This window comes from Melioribacteraceae bacterium, assembly GCA_030584085.1.
Classification (GTDB): domain Bacteria; phylum Bacteroidota; class Ignavibacteria; order Ignavibacteriales; family Melioribacteraceae; genus SURF-28.
In genome coordinates, this window is the sequence record CP129490.1 from 848246 (window position 1) to 867358 (window position 19113).

A 19113-nucleotide genomic window follows, 5' to 3' on the forward strand; every position below is an offset into this window, starting at 1 on the left:
TAAGATTTCGCAGAACTCGTAAGAAAATCTTTTTTACTAAATAAATATAAACCTCACAAAATTACGGGGCGAATAATGAATTTCGAATTCACCGAAGAACAATTAATGATCCAACAAACCGCAAGAGAGTTTGCTCAAAATGAAATTGCGCCATCCGCTGTTGAACGTGATAAAACCGCAGAATTCCCAACCGAAATAGTAAAGAAGTTAGGAGAATTAGGTTTTCTTGGCATGATGGTTTCCCCTGAATACGACGGAGCAGGGTTAGATACTATATGCTATGTTCTTGCAATGATTGAAATCTCAAAAGTAGATGCAAGCGTTGGTGTTATAATGTCGGTAAACAATTCTCTTGTTTGCTCGGGCTTAGAAAAGTATGGCTCAGATTTCATAAAAGAAAAGTATCTTAAACCATTAGCACGAGGTGACAAGCTTGGTGCTTTTGCTTTATCCGAACCCGAAGCAGGAAGCGACGCTACTCAACAGAGAACGACTGCTGATAAAGATGGTGATTATTGGATTTTGAACGGAATGAAGAATTGGATTACAAACGGTCAATCCGCTGATTATTATATTGTTATGGCACAAACCGATAAAGAAAAAGGTCACAAAGGTATAACAGCTTTTATTGTTGAAAAAGGATTGGATGGATTCGGTCACGGACAAAAAGAAGATAAACTTGGAATAAAAAGTTCTGATACATGTTCATTAACTTTCGAAAATGTTAGAGTTCCTGAAGAAAATGTAATCTGGGAAGTCGGTAAAGGATTCAACTTTGCAATGAATATTTTGAATGGCGGAAGATATGGAATTGCTTCTCAAGCAATAGGTATTGCAGAAGCCTCATTAGAAGCTGCAAGAAATTATTCTAAACAACGTAAGGCATTTGGAACAGAAATTGCAAATCTTCAAGCTATTCAATTCAAGTTAGCTGAAATGGCTACAAAAATTGAAGCTGCCAAATTGTTAACATTGCAAGCTGCCGGAATGAAAGATGCCGGTAAAAAATATGTGAAAGAGGCTGCAATGGCTAAATTATATTCATCACAAATTGCGGTTGAATGCGCTCTGGAAGCTATTCAAATCCACGGTGGTTATGGTTATGTTCGCGAATATCTTGTTGAAAGATATTTACGCGATGCAAAAATTACAGAGATTTATGAAGGTACATCCGAAATTCAAAAAATTATTATTGCTAGAGAATTATTGAGGGATTAATTGGCACAGATTGTAGATGTACAACCAAAAGATATCTGTACGGTGAAATTATCTTATAACGATGGATTAACCGGTGATATAAACTTAGTTAAAGCAATTGAAAGAAATAATTTTTACGAGTTGAAAAATAATTCGGAATTCGAAAAAGTTTATGTTGACCAAATTACAAACGAACTCTGCTGGCCTAGCGGAGTTCGGATGTGTGGTAATGCTTTGCATAAGCAACTCTCACTTCTTTGCTTAATGAATAGATTAAAAATAAATTTAGACAATGACTAAATTTTTACTAGCTATCCTTTGTCTCTCTTCTTTATCAATTGCACAAATCGAAACTCATAAATGGGAAACTAAAACTGTCGATTATTTACTGCAACAAAATGAAGAGAAGTCAACAACGATAAAAACAAATAATGTTTCGACATTATTGATTTCATCGGCTCAAGTTATTTATCATAAATTATTTTCTGAATACGATGGTGATAATTGTCCCTTTTATCCTTCATGTTCAACATTTTTTGTTCACGCAGTTGATTCTTTAAACATAGTTTTTGGTTCTTTCCTGTTTGCCGATCGTTTTACTCGTGATTTAAATTTTTTCAAAGGATTTGAAAGTTATCCAATTCATAAATCCGGTAAGTTTTATGATCCGGTTAAAAAGTATATATGTAGTGTTTGTGAAAATCTTATAGTTACTAAAAAGTCGCAAGATGAATAACCGATTAGTTAAATCACTTCTATGCTTAATTATTTTTTCTATTCCTTCAATAAGTGCACAAATAGAAAGTGAATTTTTCTCGCTTGAAAATCGATTAAAGTTTGCGAATTATCTTTTTTATAGCGGTGATTATATTCGAGCAATTGATGAATTTAATGAAGTAGATCCAACTAAAAGTAATGATTCTCTTCAATTCAAAATTGGGTTATCACTACAACAGCTTAATCGTTTGGAAGAAGCAACTGTTACATTTCGTGATTTAATGCGAAGTCGTTCTTTAACTGATGAAGCAAGCTTTGAATATGCTAGAACAATTTATTTATGGGGACATATTTCCAGACATTTTTCTATTACAAGACGTGAACCCTTAAGAAGCTCAATTTATCGCAAAGATGTAGAAAAACTAATTCAACTTGATAAACTGCAAAGTGCAGAGAATCAAATAGATTCTGCAAGTTTTTTTGAACCATTTGATAAAAAAGAAAGTATTGAGCTTCTCAAGTTCTATCAACGGAAACTAAATTTTGATGATAAAAATCCTACACTTGCCGCGGTTATGAGCGCCGTTTTACCAGGACTTGGAAAAATATATACAGGAAATTATGGCGATGGGATAACCGCATTATTATTGACCGGTATTCTAACTTTTTTATCCGTAGACAATTTTGATGCAGGACATGACTTCAGAGGTTGGCTGTTTGCCGGTTTAGCGGCGTACTTTTATGCCGGTAATATTTATGGATCGGCTGTGTCAGTTAATGTTTATAATGCTAATCTAAGAATTTCGTTTAATAGTGATCTTAAAATATTTCTTAACGAGAAAAATCACTTTGTTCCCAAAAGTAAATGGTTGGTTAAGTAAACATTATGAAATTGGGAAAACTAACTATACTGTTCATTTTGATCTTCATTTCACTTAGTGGAAACGATGAATTAGAGAATCAATACAAATTTGCCAATCAGCTTTTTAATGATGCTAAATATTATGAAGCTATTACAGAATTCAAACGATTGCATTTTTTTGATAATGAAAACAAATATTCTTTCGAAGTCAATTATAAAATTGGAATTGCTTATAAATATGGCGGGTATTATCAGAATGCAATTGAGCATTTATCTAAAGCAAAGATTGAAAGTAAAACGGCAGAAGAGGATATTGAATCTACTTTTCAAATAATAAGAGTAAATATCTTAAGAAGAACTACTGAAAGAGCACTTCAATTACTTAATCAGTCTGAAAATGATTCAATTTTTGAAAATCATAAAGAAGAGATAAATTATTGGCGTGGTTGGTCATATATGTTAGCTGATAGTTGGGATTTAGCAGCGCAAAGTTTTTCTCAAATTTCGGAAGATCATGAACTAAAAACCCTTTGCGAACAAGTTAATAATGATAAATATTCGGTTACTTTTGCAACTGTAATTTCTTATATTTTGCCCGGTGCAGGACAGTTTTATACAGGTAATTATTTTTCCGGTTTTATGTCTCTTGCATGGAATGTTCTTTGGGGTTATCTAGCCATAAATTCATTTATGGAAGAGCGCGTTTTTGATGGCGCGGCTATTGGTTCTCTTCTTTGGCTAAGATTTTATAGAGGAAATATTCAAAATGCCGGTAAATTTGCCCAAGCAGAGGATATTGAAATTGCTAACAAAGCACTATACTACTTAATGGAAAATTATAAAGGTGAAAAACCGTGAAACTTACTGAAGATCAAATCAGAAAACTTACGATTGAAGCTATTAATGAATTGGGTGATGAAGCAACACCTCAAAAAGTAAAAGCAATTGTTTCGAAAGCCGCAGAAAAACTTTCCAGTGAGTCGGCATCTTATACAGCAAAAAGCGAAACATCGGAAGGGAGAGTTATTGTAACATCATTCGGCTTGAATGAACCCGGGATAGTTGCAGCAATTACTAAAGCATTAAGCGATGCAAAATGTGATATACAAGATATTAGTCAAAAAATAATGGAAGAATTTTTCACGATGATTATGATTGTCGATATCACACACTCTCCAAGAGATTTCAAAGAATTACAGGAAGAAATGAAAAGTATTGCCGAAAATCTAAAAATTAAAATTTACTTGCAGCATGAAGATGTCTTTAGAATGATGCACCGTTTATAATTCACAATGAATAATTTATTATGTAAAATGAACTACATTGAAATTATACATTATACATTCACAATTATACCTTAAGAGAAAATGAACTACGAATTCGATGAAATATTAGAAACAATTAAGATGACGGAAATCGAACACTTCGATATCCGAACTGTCACATTAGGAATTAGTCTTAGAGATTGCGCCGATCGTAATATTGAAATCACAAAGCAAAAGATCTACGATAAAATTTTAAAGTACGGAAAGAATCACGTTAAATATGCAAAAGAAGTTGAAGCTCAATACGGCATTTCAATTGCGAATAAAAGAGTTTCAATAACTCCCGCTTCTATACCGTTCGATTATTGTACCGCTGAAGAATTTGTTGAAATTGCAAAAATACTGGATAAAGCCGCTGAGGATATTGGTATCGATTACATTGCCGGATTTTCTGCATTAGTTCAAAAAGGAATGACAAATGGTGAAAGAGAATTGATCAAAGCAATTCCTTATGCTTTAGCTCAAACCAAAAGAGTGTGTTCATCGGTCAATGTTGCATCAACCAAAGCAGGTATCAACATGGATGCAGTTAATTTGATTGCCGATACAATTAAAAAAACTGCTGAGCTGACAAAAGATAATGACTCGATTGGCTGTGCAAAGTTTGTCGTATTTGCAAACGCTGCTGAAGATAATCCATTTGTTGCGGGAGCTTTTCATGGAATTAGTGAACCCGAAGTTGTTTTGAATGTCGGAATTAGCGGACCGGGCGTTGTATTAGATGCTATTAAAGAAGCCGGTCAAGTCGATTTAAGTGAACTTGCCGAAGTCATTAAGAAAACAATCTTTAAAATTACTCGAGCCGGAGAATTAATTGGAAGAAGTGTCGCTAAAAAACATGGAATACCTTTCGGAATTGTTGATGTTTCATTAGCTCCAACACCGGCCGAAGGTGACAGCATTGGTGACATATTAATTGCTATGGGTGTCGAAGACGTCGGTGCTCCAGGAACAACGGCTGCTTTGGCAATGTTGAATGACTCAGTTAAGAAAGCCGGATTGATGGCAAGTACAGCCGTTGGCGGATTAAGCGGTGCCTTTATTCCGGTAAGTGAAGATCAAGCAATGATTCGTGCGGTCGAAAGAGGAAATTTGTCGTTGGAAAAATTAGAAGCAATGACAGCAGTTTGTTCAGTTGGACTCGATATGGTTGCAGTTCCCGGCGATACCACAAAAGAAAACATAGCCGGAATTATAGCAGATGAATGTGCAATTGGTGTTATAAATGATAAAACTACCGCTGTGAGAATTATACCGGCTTACGGTAAAAATGTTGGAGATTCTGTTGATTACGGTGGTTTGCTCGGCAAAGCTCCTATAATGGAAGTTAGAAAAATTAGCAGTGCGGGATTTGTTAATCGAGGTGGTAAAGTCCCGGCACCTACAAGAAGTTTAACAAATTAAAAACCGGAGTTGAAATGGCAAAGAGTAAAGGACTAATGATAGGGTGCGGCGTAGGAGCCGTAATTGTTGTTATTCTAATTGGTCTTGTTTTGTGGGGAGTGGGAGTTTATAATAATTTAGTTACCCTTGAAGAAGGTGTTACACAAAGTTGGGCGCAAGTTGAAAATCAATATCAACGACGGGCTGATTTAGTGCCTAATTTAGTTAATACCGTTAAAGGCGTTGCTGAATTTGAAAGAGAAACTTTTACAGCAGTAACTGAAGCTCGCGCCAGAGTAAACCAGATTAATGTTACACCGCAAATGTTGGAAAACCCAAATGCCTTTCAACAATTTCAAAGTGCACAAGGTGAACTTGGTAATGCATTGTCAAGATTGCTTGTAACGGTTGAAAACTATCCGCAATTAAAAGCCAATGAAAATTTCTTACAGCTTCAAGCACAACTTGAAGGTACTGAAAATAGAATTTCGGTCGAGCGTATGAAATTCAATCAAACAGTACAGGCATTTAATACAACCATTAGAAGATTCCCTGCAAACTTCATCGCCGGATTTGCGGGATTTAACCAAAAACAATATTTCGAAGCTGCCGAAGGTGCAGATACAGTCCCTAAAGTTGAGTTTTAGTTAATGTTTATTAAAAAGATAATTTTTCTATTTTTTGTTTTGGGCGTCGCAGCATTGATATTTGCACAGCCTCAAGTTCCAAAGTTGGAGAGATATGCAACTGATTTTACTAACACAATATCTTCCGGTGAACTCGATTATCTTAACAGGGATCTAAAGACTTTTGAAGATACAACATCCAACCAACTTGTTTTTTTGATGATGTCATCTATCAATAATTATTCTCTTGAAATGTTCACATATGAAATTGCGACCGAGAATAAAATTGGAACGTCAGAAAATAATAACGGAGTTCTTCTTTTTGTAGCTAAAGATGATAGGAAAATGAGAATTGAAACCGGTTACGGATTGGAAGGTGCTCTTCCCGATGCGCTTGCAAGTTCAATCATTCGTAATGAGATTGCTCCATATTTTAGAAGAGATGACTATTTTAGAGGTGTTCAAGCCGGATTAAACGCTATCAAACTTGCAACTATGGGCGAATATAAAAATGATAAACAAGACGAAGAAGAAAATGATGGATTTCCGATAATTTATTTTATAATGTTTATTATTATCTCGATCCTTTCGAGTATGCGAAAGGGAAGAGGTAGTGGATTAGGCGGTTTAATACTACTCGGTGGAATGGGAGGGGGACGAAGTAGCGGTGGTTCATTCGGCGGAGGAAGTTTTGGTGGTTTTAGCGGTGGAGGCGGTTCGTTTGGCGGCGGTGGAGCTAGCGGAGGGTGGTAATCAGAATAAATTGTCTTTTTAATGAACTGAAAATTAGTTATTTTTGCTAATGTTCAAGCAAATTGAAGAAGGGGTTAAGCTCTTCAACGAACATGATTTTTTTGCAGCACATGATTTCTTTGAAAATTTGTGGATGAATGCGGAAAGTAGTGATAGACTATTTTTCCAGGGCATGGTACAGATTTCGGTTGGAGGATATCATCTTCTAAACCAGAATTATAAAGGTTCTCTTAGTCAATATAAAAAAGGAACCGAAAAATTGACTAATTATTTGCCAGATTATAAAGGAATTCAACTTGATATTCTGCTGCAAAAAATTGATAATATAATCCAAGATCTTGAGATTTATTTTTCTCAAGGAAAAATTGAGATTACAAGCAACAAAATTCCTAAGATAGAAAAAATTTAAACACTTACTGAAAGGAGACAAGTTATGGCAATAATGATAACAGATGAATGCATTAATTGCGGAGCTTGCGAACCGGAATGCCCCAATACAGCAATCTATGAAGGAGGAGTTGATTGGGAGTTAGAAGGAAAACATTATTCTGAAGGCGATGAAGCACCTTCCGGAGCGACAGGTTTCTATTCAAGTGAATTTTTCTACATTGTACCGGATAAATGTACCGAGTGTGTTGGTTTTCATGATGAACCTCAATGCGCAGCTGTTTGTCCGGTTGATTGTTGTATTCCTGATCCAAATCATGTTGAAAGCAAAGATGAGTTACTTGCTAAAAAAGATAAACTTGATGCACTTGGGCGATAATTCCCACTAGCCGCAGGGGATGTCTTATAATAGTTATGTTTTTTAAATAATTGACATTAACATTTTGAGACAACCCCTGTTCTTATTATAATCCTTGTTTAATTCAATTCGCACTTTCCATATATTTCCTAAACAAAAAAATCTGAGTTAAAAAAAATTGAATAGCAATTCAAATTCCAAACGAATAGTTTTTCTGGATCTTATGAGAGCTTTTGCCGTTTTAATGATGGTGCAGGGGCATACTGTGCATACATTTTTATCCAACGATTTACGAAATTCAGAATCATTATTCTATAGTATTTGGCATGTAATGAGAGGGTTTACAGCCCCAATATTTATGTTCACCGCTGGTGTTGTTTTTACATACCTCTTATTCTATAATAGCCAAACTCACAATAAAACCAGATTAATTAAAGGACTTAAAAGATTTTTACTTTTGGTTGGGCTTGGCTATCTTCTGCGCTATCCGACTTGGAAAATATTTGATTTTTCGGATGTAACAGATGAACAGTGGCGAATCTTTTTTGCCGTTGATGCGCTGCATTTGATTGGTTTTGGTTTGCTGTTTATTATTTTAATAGCCCTCCTTGCTGAAAAATTGAAAGTAACTCCATACATTATGTTTACTGCAAGTGTTTCATTCTTTGTTTTCACATACCCATTTATCTACAGTATAAATTGGAATGAAATATTAACGGCTCCGTTGGCTGCTTACATGTATTCTAAATCAGGATCATTATTTCCGCTATTCCCTTGGGTTGGTTATGTTATCGGCGGTGCGTTACTGGGAGTTTATCTGGCTCATAATCCACTAATTTTTAAGAAAAAAAGGTTTGGTTCTAGTTTGATAGTCATCGGACTGAGTCTGATGTTTATATATCTAGCTTCATCGAACATCAGTTATATTATTAGCGGAAATTACCTTGAGAAAGCTTACGGTGTCGCAATTTTCTTCTTAAGAATCGGTTTTGTCATTACTCTTAACGGTATTGTCTCATTATTAGTTATAAAATTAGATAACATTCCTCAAATAATTAAGTTAATAGGCAGGCATACATTACTGATATATGTTGTTCATCTGGTAATCTTATATGGAAGTGCATGGATTCCCGGGTTCTATAATTCATATGGTGGTTCATTTAATACAATCGGAACAATTGGTGCGGTTGCATTGATGTATTTGGTTATGATAAGTATGATATTAGGTTTAGAGCGTATTAAGAAATTCCGAAAAGAAAATTTTGCAGTTTAATTATAAGGTTATACATAATATTTATAAGTAAATTTGTAAATGAGAAATTCAACAGATATAGACCCCAAAATTCAAGCAGAAGAAAAGCAGCTTGAGTATGCATTGAGACCTACAGGTTTCAGCGAATTTACTGGTCAGAATAAAATTACCGATAATTTAAAAGTCTTTATTGGAGCCGCAAGAAAACGCGGTGATGCTTTGGATCATGTTTTGTTAACCGGTCCTCCCGGATTAGGTAAGACAACTCTTGCTCACATAATCTCAAATGAGATGGCTGTTTCAATAAAAACAACTTCAGGTCCTGTATTAGAAAAACCCGGTGATCTTGCGGGTATTCTAACTAATCTTGAAGAGAAGTCAGTGTTATTCATTGACGAAATACATCGACTTAGTCCTATTGTTGAAGAGTATCTTTATTCCGCAATGGAAGATTACAAAATTGATATCATGATTGATTCCGGACCAAATGCACGCACCGTGCAAATTAAATTACCACGCTATACATTGATTGGAGCAACAACTCGAGCCGGTTTGCTTACTGCACCATTAAGAGATCGTTTTGGAATCAAGTCTCGTCTGGATTATTATGATGCAGAGCTAGTTACAAAGATTATAAAACGCTCTTCATCAATATTGGACATCAGAATTAATGAAGACGCAGCTCATGAAATAGCTAAACGTTCTCGAGGTACTCCTAGAATTGCGAATAGATTATTAAGAAGAACTAGAGACTTTGCCGATTTTGATAATAAAAAAACCATAGATCTGGCAATTGCGAAAAAAGCTTTATTAGCTCTGGAAGTTGATGAAGACGGTCTCGATGAAATGGACAAAGATATAATTCTAACAATAATTGATAAGTTTAACGGCGGACCCGTCGGAATAAATACAATAGGCACTGCTGTTAACGAAGATCCGGGAACAATCGAAGAAGTTTACGAACCGTTCTTGATTCAACAGGGGTTTATACAAAGAACACCTCGTGGACGAGAAGCAACTTTAGCGGCTTACACAAAATTTAATCGCACTAAGCGCGGAAAATTAGATCAAAATAATTTATTCAATCAATAATTATGATAAAATTACAGAATATAAAAATTGGCGATAACCATCCTTTTGTTTTAATTGCCGGACCTTGTGTTGTTGAAAACGAAGAAATGATTTTGACAACGGCGGCTGAAATTAAAAGAATTACAAGTGAGTTAAATATTCCTTTTATTTTTAAATCCAGTTATAAAAAAGCAAATCGCACAAGTATAAATTCATTTGTGGGATTGGAAATTGATAAAGCTATTTCAATACTGAATAAGGTCAAGACTGAATTAGATCTTCCAATCATTACTGATGTTCATAACGCCGAAGAAATAGTACAAGCCTCGATAGCTGCTGATATACTTCAGATTCCAGCATTTCTTTGCAGACAAACTGATTTACTTATTGCTGCCGGTCGATCTGGTAAAATTATTAATATTAAGAAGGGACAGTTCATGTTTCCGCCTGATATGAAACATGCAGCCGAAAAAGTAAAATCAACCGGGAATGATAAAATTATGTTGACCGAGAGAGGTACAACATTCGGATATAAGGATTTAGTAGTTGATATGCGATCTTTAGTTATGATGAAAGAACTCGGATATCCTGTTGTTATGGATGCAACACATTCGGTTCAATCACCGGGTAGCGGCGGAATTACTAGCGGCAAACCGGAATATATTTTACCATTAGCAAAAGCCGCAACAGCAGTTGGTATCGATGCCCTCTTTCTGGAAGTTCATCCTGATCCTCCTAATGCCATGAGTGATGCTGCAAGTCAATTACCGCTTAATGAATTGGAAAATTTATTAGTAGTTCTTCAAAAAATTGATTCAGTTGTTAAAAATTATGAAATCTAATGTGGATTCAAAAATAAAGCTTGTTCTTTTTGATCTTGATGGTGTATTAATCCAAGAGAATAGAGATTATACATTAGATCAAATTCTTAATCCGTTAGCTGATTTCATTAAACAGATTTGTGAAGAAGGAATTTACTTCGCAATAATAACTGGCAGACAAAATGATGAAGTAATTGAGTTTGTAAAGAATTATGATATTCGGATAATTAATTCGTCAATCAATAAAGTCAGCGAGGCAGAAAAAATTATTGCAGAATTCAACATTGGATTCAGCGAAGTTTTCTTTATGGGAGATGATATTTTAGATATTCCACTTTTACAAAAAGTTGGATTTAGTGCGGCGCCAAGAAATGCCCGTCGTGAAGTTAAAAGAGTTGTCAAAAAGATAATTCCTGCCGAAGATGTCGAATTAATGCTGAACGAAATCAAGCAGCTTGTATTACAAAATTAGAATGGTATGCTTCCAAACTATAAACATGAAAAATATCCTCGCAAACTAACAGAATTAGAAAAACTTTATTTAAGAAAATTACTCCCCTCAAATAGACCCGGTTATAAAATTTATTACGATAAATTGGATAACATTTTTCTAATTGGTCGTGGTAGATTTCAGCAACACGATTATGTATTGGGTGAAGAAAATGATCAGCCCGATTTTTCGGCACCGGCAGAAAGTATGTTGGCTGTTGGGGTAATTAATACATCGAACCATAAAATTGAAATATCAATTCACCATGAATTTGAAAAAAAAATTGAACTTGATTTTGCGGTTTCGGGAGAAGGTGAATTTAATGAAGAAATCAAAAATTATTGGACTTATTCCGAATGGCTGCCAAGAAAAAATTCTCCGCCGGATAATTCTGCTGTAAGAGAAATTCATTTAATTAAGAATGAGATTGTCATTGCTATTGCTCCCGAATCAAAAAGGGTGTGGGTTTATGAAGCACAATCGGGAATTAACCATATCATACCTGCAACTAATTTCTATAACGAAATAATGCGAGTCAAAAATATTCGTGATCCTATAATTGCTTTGAAGCCCATGCGTTTGTTTTCTCATCTTGAAGAACTTTCTGATGAAGAAATCGCACAAGGATTTTTGATGTACAATAAATATCTTAACAAAATAAAAATTGATTACTCATTATTTGCCCAAAAGAAAGCAGACAAGAAAAAATCATTCTTCAAAATATTTGGAGGAAGAAAAAATTGAACGATAAAGAAATTTTAATACACGGTAAAAAAGTAATTCAAATAGAAAGCGAAGCTATTGCCGGATTATGTGACACGCTTGATGAAGAGTTTATTAAAGCGGCAAAAGTAATTATAGAAACAAAGGGAAGAGTTATAATTACAGGTCTGGGCAAATCCGGATTAATTGCACGAAAAATTGTAGCAACTTTAAATTCTACCGGAACGCCAGCAATATTTCTTCATCCAACAGATGCTCTGCATGGTGATCTTGGAATGGTGAGAAGTGAAGATGTTGTTATTCTTATTTCTAAAAGCGGCAATACTGAAGAACTTGTAAGCCTAATGTCAATGCTGAAAAGAATCAATGTAACAATGATTGGAATGCTAGGCGAACGTGATTCAAAAATAGGACGAGATTGTGATATCTTTTTAAATGTTCGTGTTAAAGAAGAAGCATGTCCATATGATTTAGCTCCGACTTCTTCCTCAACTGCTGCTTTAGTTATGGGAGATGCTCTTGCAATCACACTTTTGGAAATGAGAGGATTTACATCGGAAGATTTTGCATTTCTTCATCCGGCCGGAAGTCTTGGAAAAAGATTATCGTTAAAAATATCCGAGATAATGTATAAAGGTGATCAAGTCCCAATTGTTAATGAAAATTCCGCATTGAAAGATGCAATATTCGAAATGACAACAAAGCGTCTTGGTGCAACATCCGTTGTAAATGATAGCGGAGAACTTTCTGGTGTTTTAACCGACGGTGATTTACGCAGGCTTCTTGAAAAAAGAAGCGACATAGTAAATGTTCTAGTCAAGGACGTTATGAGCATAAATCCTAAAACGATAAGTGGTGAGTATTTGGCTTCTTTTGCATTACAGCAAATGGAGAATTTTAAGATAACATCAATAATTGTGGTTGATGATAATAATAAACCGGTCGGTATTGTTCACTTACATGAGTTGATTGAAATCGGTCTGCAAAGAAGATGAAATTATTTGCTTACATATTTATTGGATTAATTTTATTGTCATCATGTAAAGATGATGTTAAGCCAATCATTAATAATGAAATTGTAAATGGTGAAATTCCAACACAAGAAAGTTGGGATTCAAAAATATTAATAACCGGCGAAGGATTATTAAAAGCAATCTTGTACTCAGATCATATTTTAGTTTATGATGATAGAAAAGAAACTCTTCTTGAAGGAGTTAAAATAAATTTCTTTGATGATAATGAAGTAAAAACATCTCAATTGACTTCAAAGCGAGGAAGAATAGACGATAAAACAAAAGATATGTTTGCAATCGATTCTGTTGTTGCACAAAATGACAGTGGTACAGTTTTAAGAACCGATGAACTTCACTGGATCAACAAAACACAAAAAATTACAACCGATAAATTTGTTACGATCACTACAAAAGAAGAACGAATCGAAGGTTACGGCTTCATCTCAGATCAAGGATTAAAAAATTATACAATATACAATGTAACATATTCAACAAAGTTGAACGGTGAGGATAAATGAGAAAAATATTTATGTTGATAATCCTTGTTTCAACTCTCACTTTTTCTCAGGAAAATGAATCTGTACAAGTTGTTGGGGACAGTCTAACCGGTAAAACTATCAACGGTGAAAATATCCGTGAGGTAATAGGAAATGTAGTAATCACTCAAGGGGATGTAGTAATCACTTGTAGAAAAGCAATACAGTATATCACTAAAAATGAATTTGAATTAATCGGTAATGTAGTCGCAACACAAGACACTCTGGTGATTGAAACAGAAAAAGCTTATTATTTTGGAAACACCAAAATAGCTCAGAGCGATACTTTAATTTATCTAAGAGAACCTTCTTTTGACCTAAAAGCCAATAAAGGAAAGTATTTTTACAATGACGAATTGGCCCAGTTTTTTGGAGATGTTGTTCTTAATGATTCGGCTTTTCAATTGACTTCACAAGAGCTTTACTACTTTAAGACAGAGGAAAGAATTAATGCAAAGACTAATGTTCAAGTAATGGATTCAACTTCCATTATTTTTGCCGATAGTATCCGTCACTTTAGAAATGAAAAATTATCATTTGCATTTGGTAATGTAAGAGTCGATAACTTTGAAAACAATGTTCTGATTTACGGGGATTCACTAGTTAACGACAATCTACAAAAGTATTCGAAAGTAACAGGTTCTCCATTGTTTATACAAATTGATACATCAAACACAGGCAAACTCGATACATTGATGATTACCGGAAAAATTTTGGAATCTTATACCGATTCAACCAAAAAATTTATTGCGACGGATAACGTAAAAATTATTCGCGATGATTTTTCTTCTGTAAATGATAAATCAATTTTTTATAATGCTGAAGAGAGAATTGAAACATATAAGTTAACAGATGAATCACCCAGACCAATAATCTGGAGTGGTGAAAATCAGCTTGTAGGTGATTCCGTTTTCATTTACTTAAAAGAACAAAATTTGGATTGGATAGATGTCCGCGGCAGCAGCTTAATCATTTCAAAAAAAGAAAATTTCGATTGGCGTTATGATCAAATGTCGGGAAATCGAATAAAAATGTTTTTTAATGATAGCACCATTTCGAAAACGGAAGTTTATGAAAATGTATTAAGCATTTATTATATGTTTGAAGATGGCGAACCAAGCGGTTTAATTAAATCCAGTTCGGAAAATGCAAAGATACTCTTTGAAGACGGACAAGTTGTTGATGTAAGGTTATATAAAAGTGTGATGAGTGAATATCATCCCGAAAATTTAGTCGACGGAAAAGAAAGAGAATTTACTTTACCACAGTTTATTGTATATGAAAATCGTCCGTCAAAAGATGAACTAAAAAAATTGATTAGGAAATAATATGGAAGAACACTTGAAATTAAGGAGTGAAGGTTTAGTTAAAATCTATAAAAAGCGTACTGTTGTAAGCAACGTTTCGGTAAATGTTAAACAAGGTGAAGTTGTCGGATTGTTGGGACCAAATGGTGCAGGTAAAACCACAACATTCTACATGATAGTCGGAATGATTAAACCCAATGACGGACATGTTTATTTAAATGAAGAAGAAATTACAAGTCAACCGATGTATAAACGAGCAAAAATGGGGATAGGTTATTTACCACAAGAAGCATCGGTTTTTCGAAGACTCAGTGTTGAAGATAATATAATGGCTATTCTAGAAATGACTGATTTAACTAAGCAACAAAGAAAAGAGAAAACAGAATCTCTTTTAGAAGAATTAAGCATTTCTCATCTAAGAAAAAATCTTGGCTTTCAATTGAGCGGTGGTGAAAGGCGAAGAACCGAAATAGCCAGAGCTTTAGCTACCGATCCAAAATTTATTTTGCTTGATGAACCATTTGCTGGTGTCGATCCGATTGCTGTTGAAGATATTATGGTCATTGTTGCAAATCTAAGACATAAAAATATCGGGATACTTATAACCGATCATAACGTGCATGAGACATTAAGTATTGTCGATAGAGCTTACATCTTAATTGAGGGAAAAATATTTAAAGAGGGAAGTGCAAATGATCTTGCAGAAGATGAAGAAGTACGTAAGCTTTATCTGGGTGAAAAGTTTAAGCTAGACCGCTACGATTAATATCTACCTACATATTTTTTTCTTGTTTCATCATCCGTAAAACTTGCAGCAAGCTTACCGGTTTCTTTATCATAAAATTCAATTCTTGTAGGCATAGCACTCATTCCGATAAAAGTTACTAGAAACCATCCGAAGCTCGAGTAAACTGATTTGCGTTCAAATTTACTCTTGTTGGAATCGTAATATTCGAGATCATTTTTATTCATATCGAAAATCATTTTTTTTTTGATGTGTAAATATAAGGAAATAGTAAACTATTCTTCTTCAATATCAAAAACGTAATTTGAATCGTATTCGATTTTGAATTTCTTCAAGAAAGAAATGTATTCCTTTTGAAAGGATTGCTTGGTGTGATGTTTTTCTTGGTTTTCAATATACTTATAAACTCTATCAATATGTGAATGTGAGTAGGAGAAAACACCAAAGCCTTTCTGCCAAGCGAATTTGCCTCGTATCCATTTCCTTTTGTTAATCAATTGGTTAGTGGCGAGTTTAATATCTTTTACGAGTGTTGAGATAGAAACAGATGGATGCAATCCAACGAAGATGTGAATATGGTCAGGCATTGAGTTGATGAGAATGGGTTTGCAATTATTATTGTTTATTACGGCTGCAATGTATTTATGCAACTCGGTTTTTTTAGATTTTGGAAGAAGGTGTTGTCTTGCCTTAACTGAGAAAATAATATGGATATAAATTTGGTGAAATGTGTTTGCCATAGGATCTAAACTCCTAATTGATGTCATTTTTGAAAATACTTTCTATGATTTTAAAGTTCAAGAAAGATATCTAATGCAATTGGACAGCGGTGCTGTCCCGTTTTTGTTTATTAAAATTTTTTATAATTATTTAACCGCGATGCGGTTAGGAATATATGATAATTCGAAATTGTGTAATAGTTGATGTAAGATATATAGAAATGATGACGGAGCTATCAAAAATCATCGAAAATTTTAGAAAAAAGGTTTGGATTTGTTTAGGAACAGATGATAATTCGAAATAGTGTTACGTTGATGTAAGGTATTTAGAAGTGATGGCGAAGCCATCAAATAATTATAAAAAGTTTTAGAAGAAAAAAAAGAACTACGTAGTAGTTCAATAAAAAAATTCAACCCCGGATTTTAACCCGGGGCATAATAAAAATTAAACTATTCAGCAGCATTTCCGCTTTCACGGCTTCGGCTTCTTTCAATTGATTGTAATGCTAGATAATTATCACCGAATTTTGCAAGTTGTTCAATTTCGTTATCAAATTGATCGAAATGTCTTTCTTCATCATCAACTAAGCTTTCAAATATTTTTTTCGTTGCGTTGTCATTATTTTTAGCTGATTCATTTGCCCAGATATTGTATTCTTCTGCGCTTTCTTTTTCCATATCAGCTGCCATTTTAAGCATCTTCTTTACATCTTGAATTTTTTCAACATCTTGTTTTGGTTTCAGATCCACATCGCCTTTTAAGAATAAAATTCTTTCTGCTAATCTTTCAACATGGATCATTTCTTCGACAGCTGTTCTTTTAAACATGCTAGCCAATAAATCGTAACCTTGATCATCACAATGAAAATGAAAATACATATACTGATGCACAGCATGCATTTCATCGGCAACGGCCTTATTTAATAATTCGATACTCTTATTATGCATAGATTTCTCCGATTTTGATTAAATAATACAATCCTATCGTTAAATATACTAAGATTGATAACAATTATCTAAGAGTTAGGTTAAAAGTAGAATAAAACCGTAGGCGGAATGATTCCTAGAATTACCAATATTGAGGAATGAAAAAGCTATGAACTCGATTTAGATAAAGTCTATTTATTGTTAAATTCTGCAATAATTCTTTGAATATCACTTTCGGAGATTCCACTGCCGAATTTTGATTTTGGGTTATCGACTTTTTCCTTCGACTGTGCTTTGAAGGGCGCGATATTCACATTTCCGGCTCGGGCACGTAACCTTTCTTCAATTTGCTGCATAAAAGATCCAGGTGAAGTTTCGTCTCGTAAATTGTTTTTTATATTACTTCCCAATGAAGTAACGACATTGCCTGAATTTACAGGGTTAGTTTCGAATGCGAGAGTTTTAATATTCATCAAATGCATTGCGCTTACGTTTTCTGAAATTATTGATCCACCCCAAGTTCCTGGTCCTAATGTAAGCGAGGGAATCAAATCTGTTGTGTAACCAACTGCACCAACTGAACTTGGAGTATTTACAACTATTCTGAATGCGGGTTTTTCAAGCGCAAATTTCATAATGATTTCTTTATCATTAGAATGAATTGCCATCGTATGACCGATCCCGCCGAATTTTAATAAATCAATACATTTATGACACCCTTCCAGCCAGCCATCAACAACATAGAATGCCAACATAGGTGAGAGTTTTTCCATAGATAAGGGTTCATGTTTCCCAACACCGGTACATTCGGCAGCTAAAACTTTTGTGCCTTCAGGAACTGAAAATCCTGAATAATGCGCAATGAACGCTGCAGGTTTACCAACTATATCCGGATTAATTCTTCCACCTTTAGCTACCGCGTTTTCTAATTTCATCTTTTCATCTTTGTTAACGAAGTAACATCCTTGTCTCTTTGCTTCTTCAATAACTTTATCTTTTAGGGGGCGATCAACAATCATTGCTTGTTCGGATGAACATAATGTCCCGTTATCAAATGTAGTTCCGTAAATAATATCGGCGACAGCTTTTTGATAATTTGCGGTTCGTTCAATAAATGCCGGTACATTTCCCGATCCTACACCAAGAGCAGGTGTTCCGGTTGAATATGCTGCACGAACCATTGGAGTACTTCCGGTTGCCAAAATAACTCCAATATTTTCATCTTTCATTAATGCATCGGTTCCTGCTAACGATGGTTGGCTCATCGTGTGAATTAATCCTTGCGGTGCGCCGGCTTTTATTGCTGCTTCATTTAAAATATTGTTTGCTTCAGTTATACAGTTTACGGCCTTGGGATGCGGTGAGGCGACAATAGCATTTCTGCATTTTAACGAGATGAGAGTCTTAAACAATGCAGTAGAAGTCGGATTAGTTGAAGGAATCAAAGCTGCAACTACTCCCATAGGTTCTGCAATTTTTACAATCTTACCATTGTTGCGTACATCTATAACACCAACAGTTTTGAGGTCTTTAATTGATTCATATACATTCTTTGTGCCGAATTGGTTTTTAATAATTTTATGTTCGACAATTCCAAACCCGGTTTCTTCGTGAGCCATTTTTGCAAGTTTTTCCGCTGCTTTGTAACCTGCATCAGCCATAGCTTTTACAATTTTATCAACTTGCTCTTGATTATAATGTTTGAACTCAAGTTGAGCTTCTTTTGCTTTACGTGCGAGGTCTCTTGCTTCTTGTATTGATTGAAGATCTTTATCTACTGCCATATTATCCCTCAGAACTTTTAAGTATCAAAATATAGTGATAGAGGGTTTAAAGTTCAATTTGGAATGTGATAGGGTGTTGTGATTACTCTTCAAATTGATTAGATCTTTATATTTAAT

Annotated in this window: 24 protein-coding genes; 20 read left to right on the top strand and 4 right to left on the bottom strand. The window is 34.5% G+C overall.

Annotation, left to right across the window (positions count from 1 at the left end):
- Positions 1-75: 75 nt before the first annotated feature.
- The 20 genes from QY331_03880 (at position 76) to lptB (ending at position 15587) form a co-directional block, all read left to right on the top strand.
- On the top strand, positions 76-1218 hold the full coding sequence (locus QY331_03880; protein ID WKZ70396.1) for an acyl-CoA dehydrogenase: 1143 nt from the start codon (positions 76-78) through the stop codon (positions 1216-1218).
- Positions 1219-1497 (top strand): DUF2442 domain-containing protein, encoded by a 279-nt coding sequence (locus QY331_03885; GenBank protein ID WKZ70397.1) that lies wholly within the window; start codon positions 1219-1221, stop codon positions 1495-1497.
- A complete protein-coding gene (gene yidD, locus QY331_03890; protein ID WKZ70398.1) occupies positions 1490-1933 on the top strand; it encodes a membrane protein insertion efficiency factor YidD in 444 nt (147 codons plus the stop codon). The genes QY331_03885 and yidD overlap by 8 nt, the downstream gene beginning before the upstream one ends.
- The gene (locus tag QY331_03895) at positions 1926-2795 is read left to right on the top strand and encodes a hypothetical protein (protein WKZ70399.1); all 870 of its coding nucleotides are present in this window, start codon (positions 1926-1928) and stop codon (positions 2793-2795) included. The genes yidD and QY331_03895 overlap by 8 nt, the downstream gene beginning before the upstream one ends.
- A 5-nt stretch (positions 2796-2800) precedes the next feature.
- A complete protein-coding gene (locus QY331_03900; GenBank protein WKZ70400.1) occupies positions 2801-3634 on the top strand; it encodes a hypothetical protein in 834 nt (277 codons plus the stop codon).
- Positions 3631-4062 carry an ACT domain-containing protein gene (locus tag QY331_03905; GenBank protein ID WKZ70401.1) on the top strand — a complete coding sequence of 144 codons (432 nt, stop codon included), beginning with the start codon at positions 3631-3633 and terminating at the stop codon, positions 4060-4062. The genes QY331_03900 and QY331_03905 overlap by 4 nt, the downstream gene beginning before the upstream one ends.
- Positions 4063-4143: 81 nt before the next feature.
- On the top strand, positions 4144-5505 hold the full coding sequence (locus QY331_03910) for a PFL family protein (GenBank protein ID WKZ70402.1): 1362 nt from the start codon (positions 4144-4146) through the stop codon (positions 5503-5505).
- A 14-nt stretch (positions 5506-5519) separates the two neighbouring features.
- On the top strand, positions 5520-6131 hold the full coding sequence (locus QY331_03915; GenBank protein ID WKZ70403.1) for a LemA family protein: 612 nt from the start codon (positions 5520-5522) through the stop codon (positions 6129-6131).
- 3 nt (positions 6132-6134) lie between these two features.
- Positions 6135-6863 carry a TPM domain-containing protein gene (locus QY331_03920; GenBank protein WKZ70404.1) on the top strand — a complete coding sequence of 243 codons (729 nt, stop codon included), beginning with the start codon at positions 6135-6137 and terminating at the stop codon, positions 6861-6863.
- Between the two features lie 49 nt (positions 6864-6912).
- A complete protein-coding gene (locus tag QY331_03925; GenBank protein WKZ70405.1) occupies positions 6913-7272 on the top strand; it encodes a DUF309 domain-containing protein in 360 nt (119 codons plus the stop codon).
- 24 nt (positions 7273-7296) lie between these two features.
- Entirely contained in the window at positions 7297-7629 is a 333-nt protein-coding gene (locus tag QY331_03930; GenBank protein WKZ70406.1) for a 4Fe-4S dicluster domain-containing protein, read from the top strand.
- A 157-nt stretch (positions 7630-7786) separates the two neighbouring features.
- Complete coding sequence (locus QY331_03935) at positions 7787-8881, top strand: heparan-alpha-glucosaminide N-acetyltransferase domain-containing protein (protein WKZ70407.1); 1095 nt, start codon at positions 7787-7789, stop codon at positions 8879-8881.
- 39 nt (positions 8882-8920) lie between these two features.
- Complete coding sequence (gene ruvB / locus QY331_03940; GenBank protein WKZ70408.1) at positions 8921-9952, top strand: Holliday junction branch migration DNA helicase RuvB; 1032 nt, start codon at positions 8921-8923, stop codon at positions 9950-9952.
- A 2-nt stretch (positions 9953-9954) separates the two neighbouring features.
- Positions 9955-10773 carry a 3-deoxy-8-phosphooctulonate synthase gene (gene kdsA / locus QY331_03945; GenBank protein ID WKZ70409.1) on the top strand — a complete coding sequence of 273 codons (819 nt, stop codon included), beginning with the start codon at positions 9955-9957 and terminating at the stop codon, positions 10771-10773.
- 1 nt (position 10774) lies between these two features.
- Positions 10775-11224: an HAD hydrolase family protein gene (locus QY331_03950; protein WKZ70410.1), complete on the top strand. Its 450-nt coding sequence runs from the start codon at positions 10775-10777 to the stop codon at positions 11222-11224.
- A 6-nt stretch (positions 11225-11230) separates the two neighbouring features.
- Positions 11231-11986: a hypothetical protein gene (locus QY331_03955; GenBank protein ID WKZ70411.1), complete on the top strand. Its 756-nt coding sequence runs from the start codon at positions 11231-11233 to the stop codon at positions 11984-11986.
- Positions 11983-12960: a KpsF/GutQ family sugar-phosphate isomerase gene (locus QY331_03960; GenBank protein ID WKZ70412.1), complete on the top strand. Its 978-nt coding sequence runs from the start codon at positions 11983-11985 to the stop codon at positions 12958-12960. The genes QY331_03955 and QY331_03960 overlap by 4 nt, the downstream gene beginning before the upstream one ends.
- On the top strand, positions 12957-13496 hold the full coding sequence (gene lptC / locus QY331_03965; protein WKZ70413.1) for an LPS export ABC transporter periplasmic protein LptC: 540 nt from the start codon (positions 12957-12959) through the stop codon (positions 13494-13496). The genes QY331_03960 and lptC overlap by 4 nt, the downstream gene beginning before the upstream one ends.
- Complete coding sequence (locus QY331_03970; protein WKZ70414.1) at positions 13493-14842, top strand: OstA-like protein; 1350 nt, start codon at positions 13493-13495, stop codon at positions 14840-14842. The genes lptC and QY331_03970 overlap by 4 nt, the downstream gene beginning before the upstream one ends.
- Before the next feature lies 1 nt (position 14843).
- Entirely contained in the window at positions 14844-15587 is a 744-nt protein-coding gene (lptB, locus tag QY331_03975; GenBank protein WKZ70415.1) for an LPS export ABC transporter ATP-binding protein, read from the top strand.
- On the opposite strand, the gene QY331_03980 is transcribed toward lptB, so the two are convergent.
- From QY331_03980 to QY331_03995, 4 genes are all read right to left on the bottom strand, one after another.
- The gene (locus QY331_03980) at positions 15584-15793 is read right to left on the bottom strand and encodes a hypothetical protein (protein ID WKZ70416.1); all 210 of its coding nucleotides are present in this window, start codon (positions 15791-15793) and stop codon (positions 15584-15586) included. The genes lptB and QY331_03980 overlap by 4 nt on opposite strands.
- A 48-nt stretch (positions 15794-15841) precedes the next feature.
- Positions 15842-16306, bottom strand: a complete 465-nt coding sequence (tnpA, locus tag QY331_03985; GenBank protein WKZ70417.1) for an IS200/IS605 family transposase — start codon at positions 16304-16306, stop codon at positions 15842-15844.
- 429 nt (positions 16307-16735) lie between these two features.
- Complete coding sequence (locus tag QY331_03990; protein ID WKZ70418.1) at positions 16736-17233, bottom strand: bacterioferritin; 498 nt, start codon at positions 17231-17233, stop codon at positions 16736-16738.
- A gap of 170 nt (positions 17234-17403) precedes the next feature.
- Complete coding sequence (locus QY331_03995; GenBank protein ID WKZ70419.1) at positions 17404-18996, bottom strand: aldehyde dehydrogenase family protein; 1593 nt, start codon at positions 18994-18996, stop codon at positions 17404-17406.
- Positions 18997-19113: the final 117 nt, after the last annotated feature.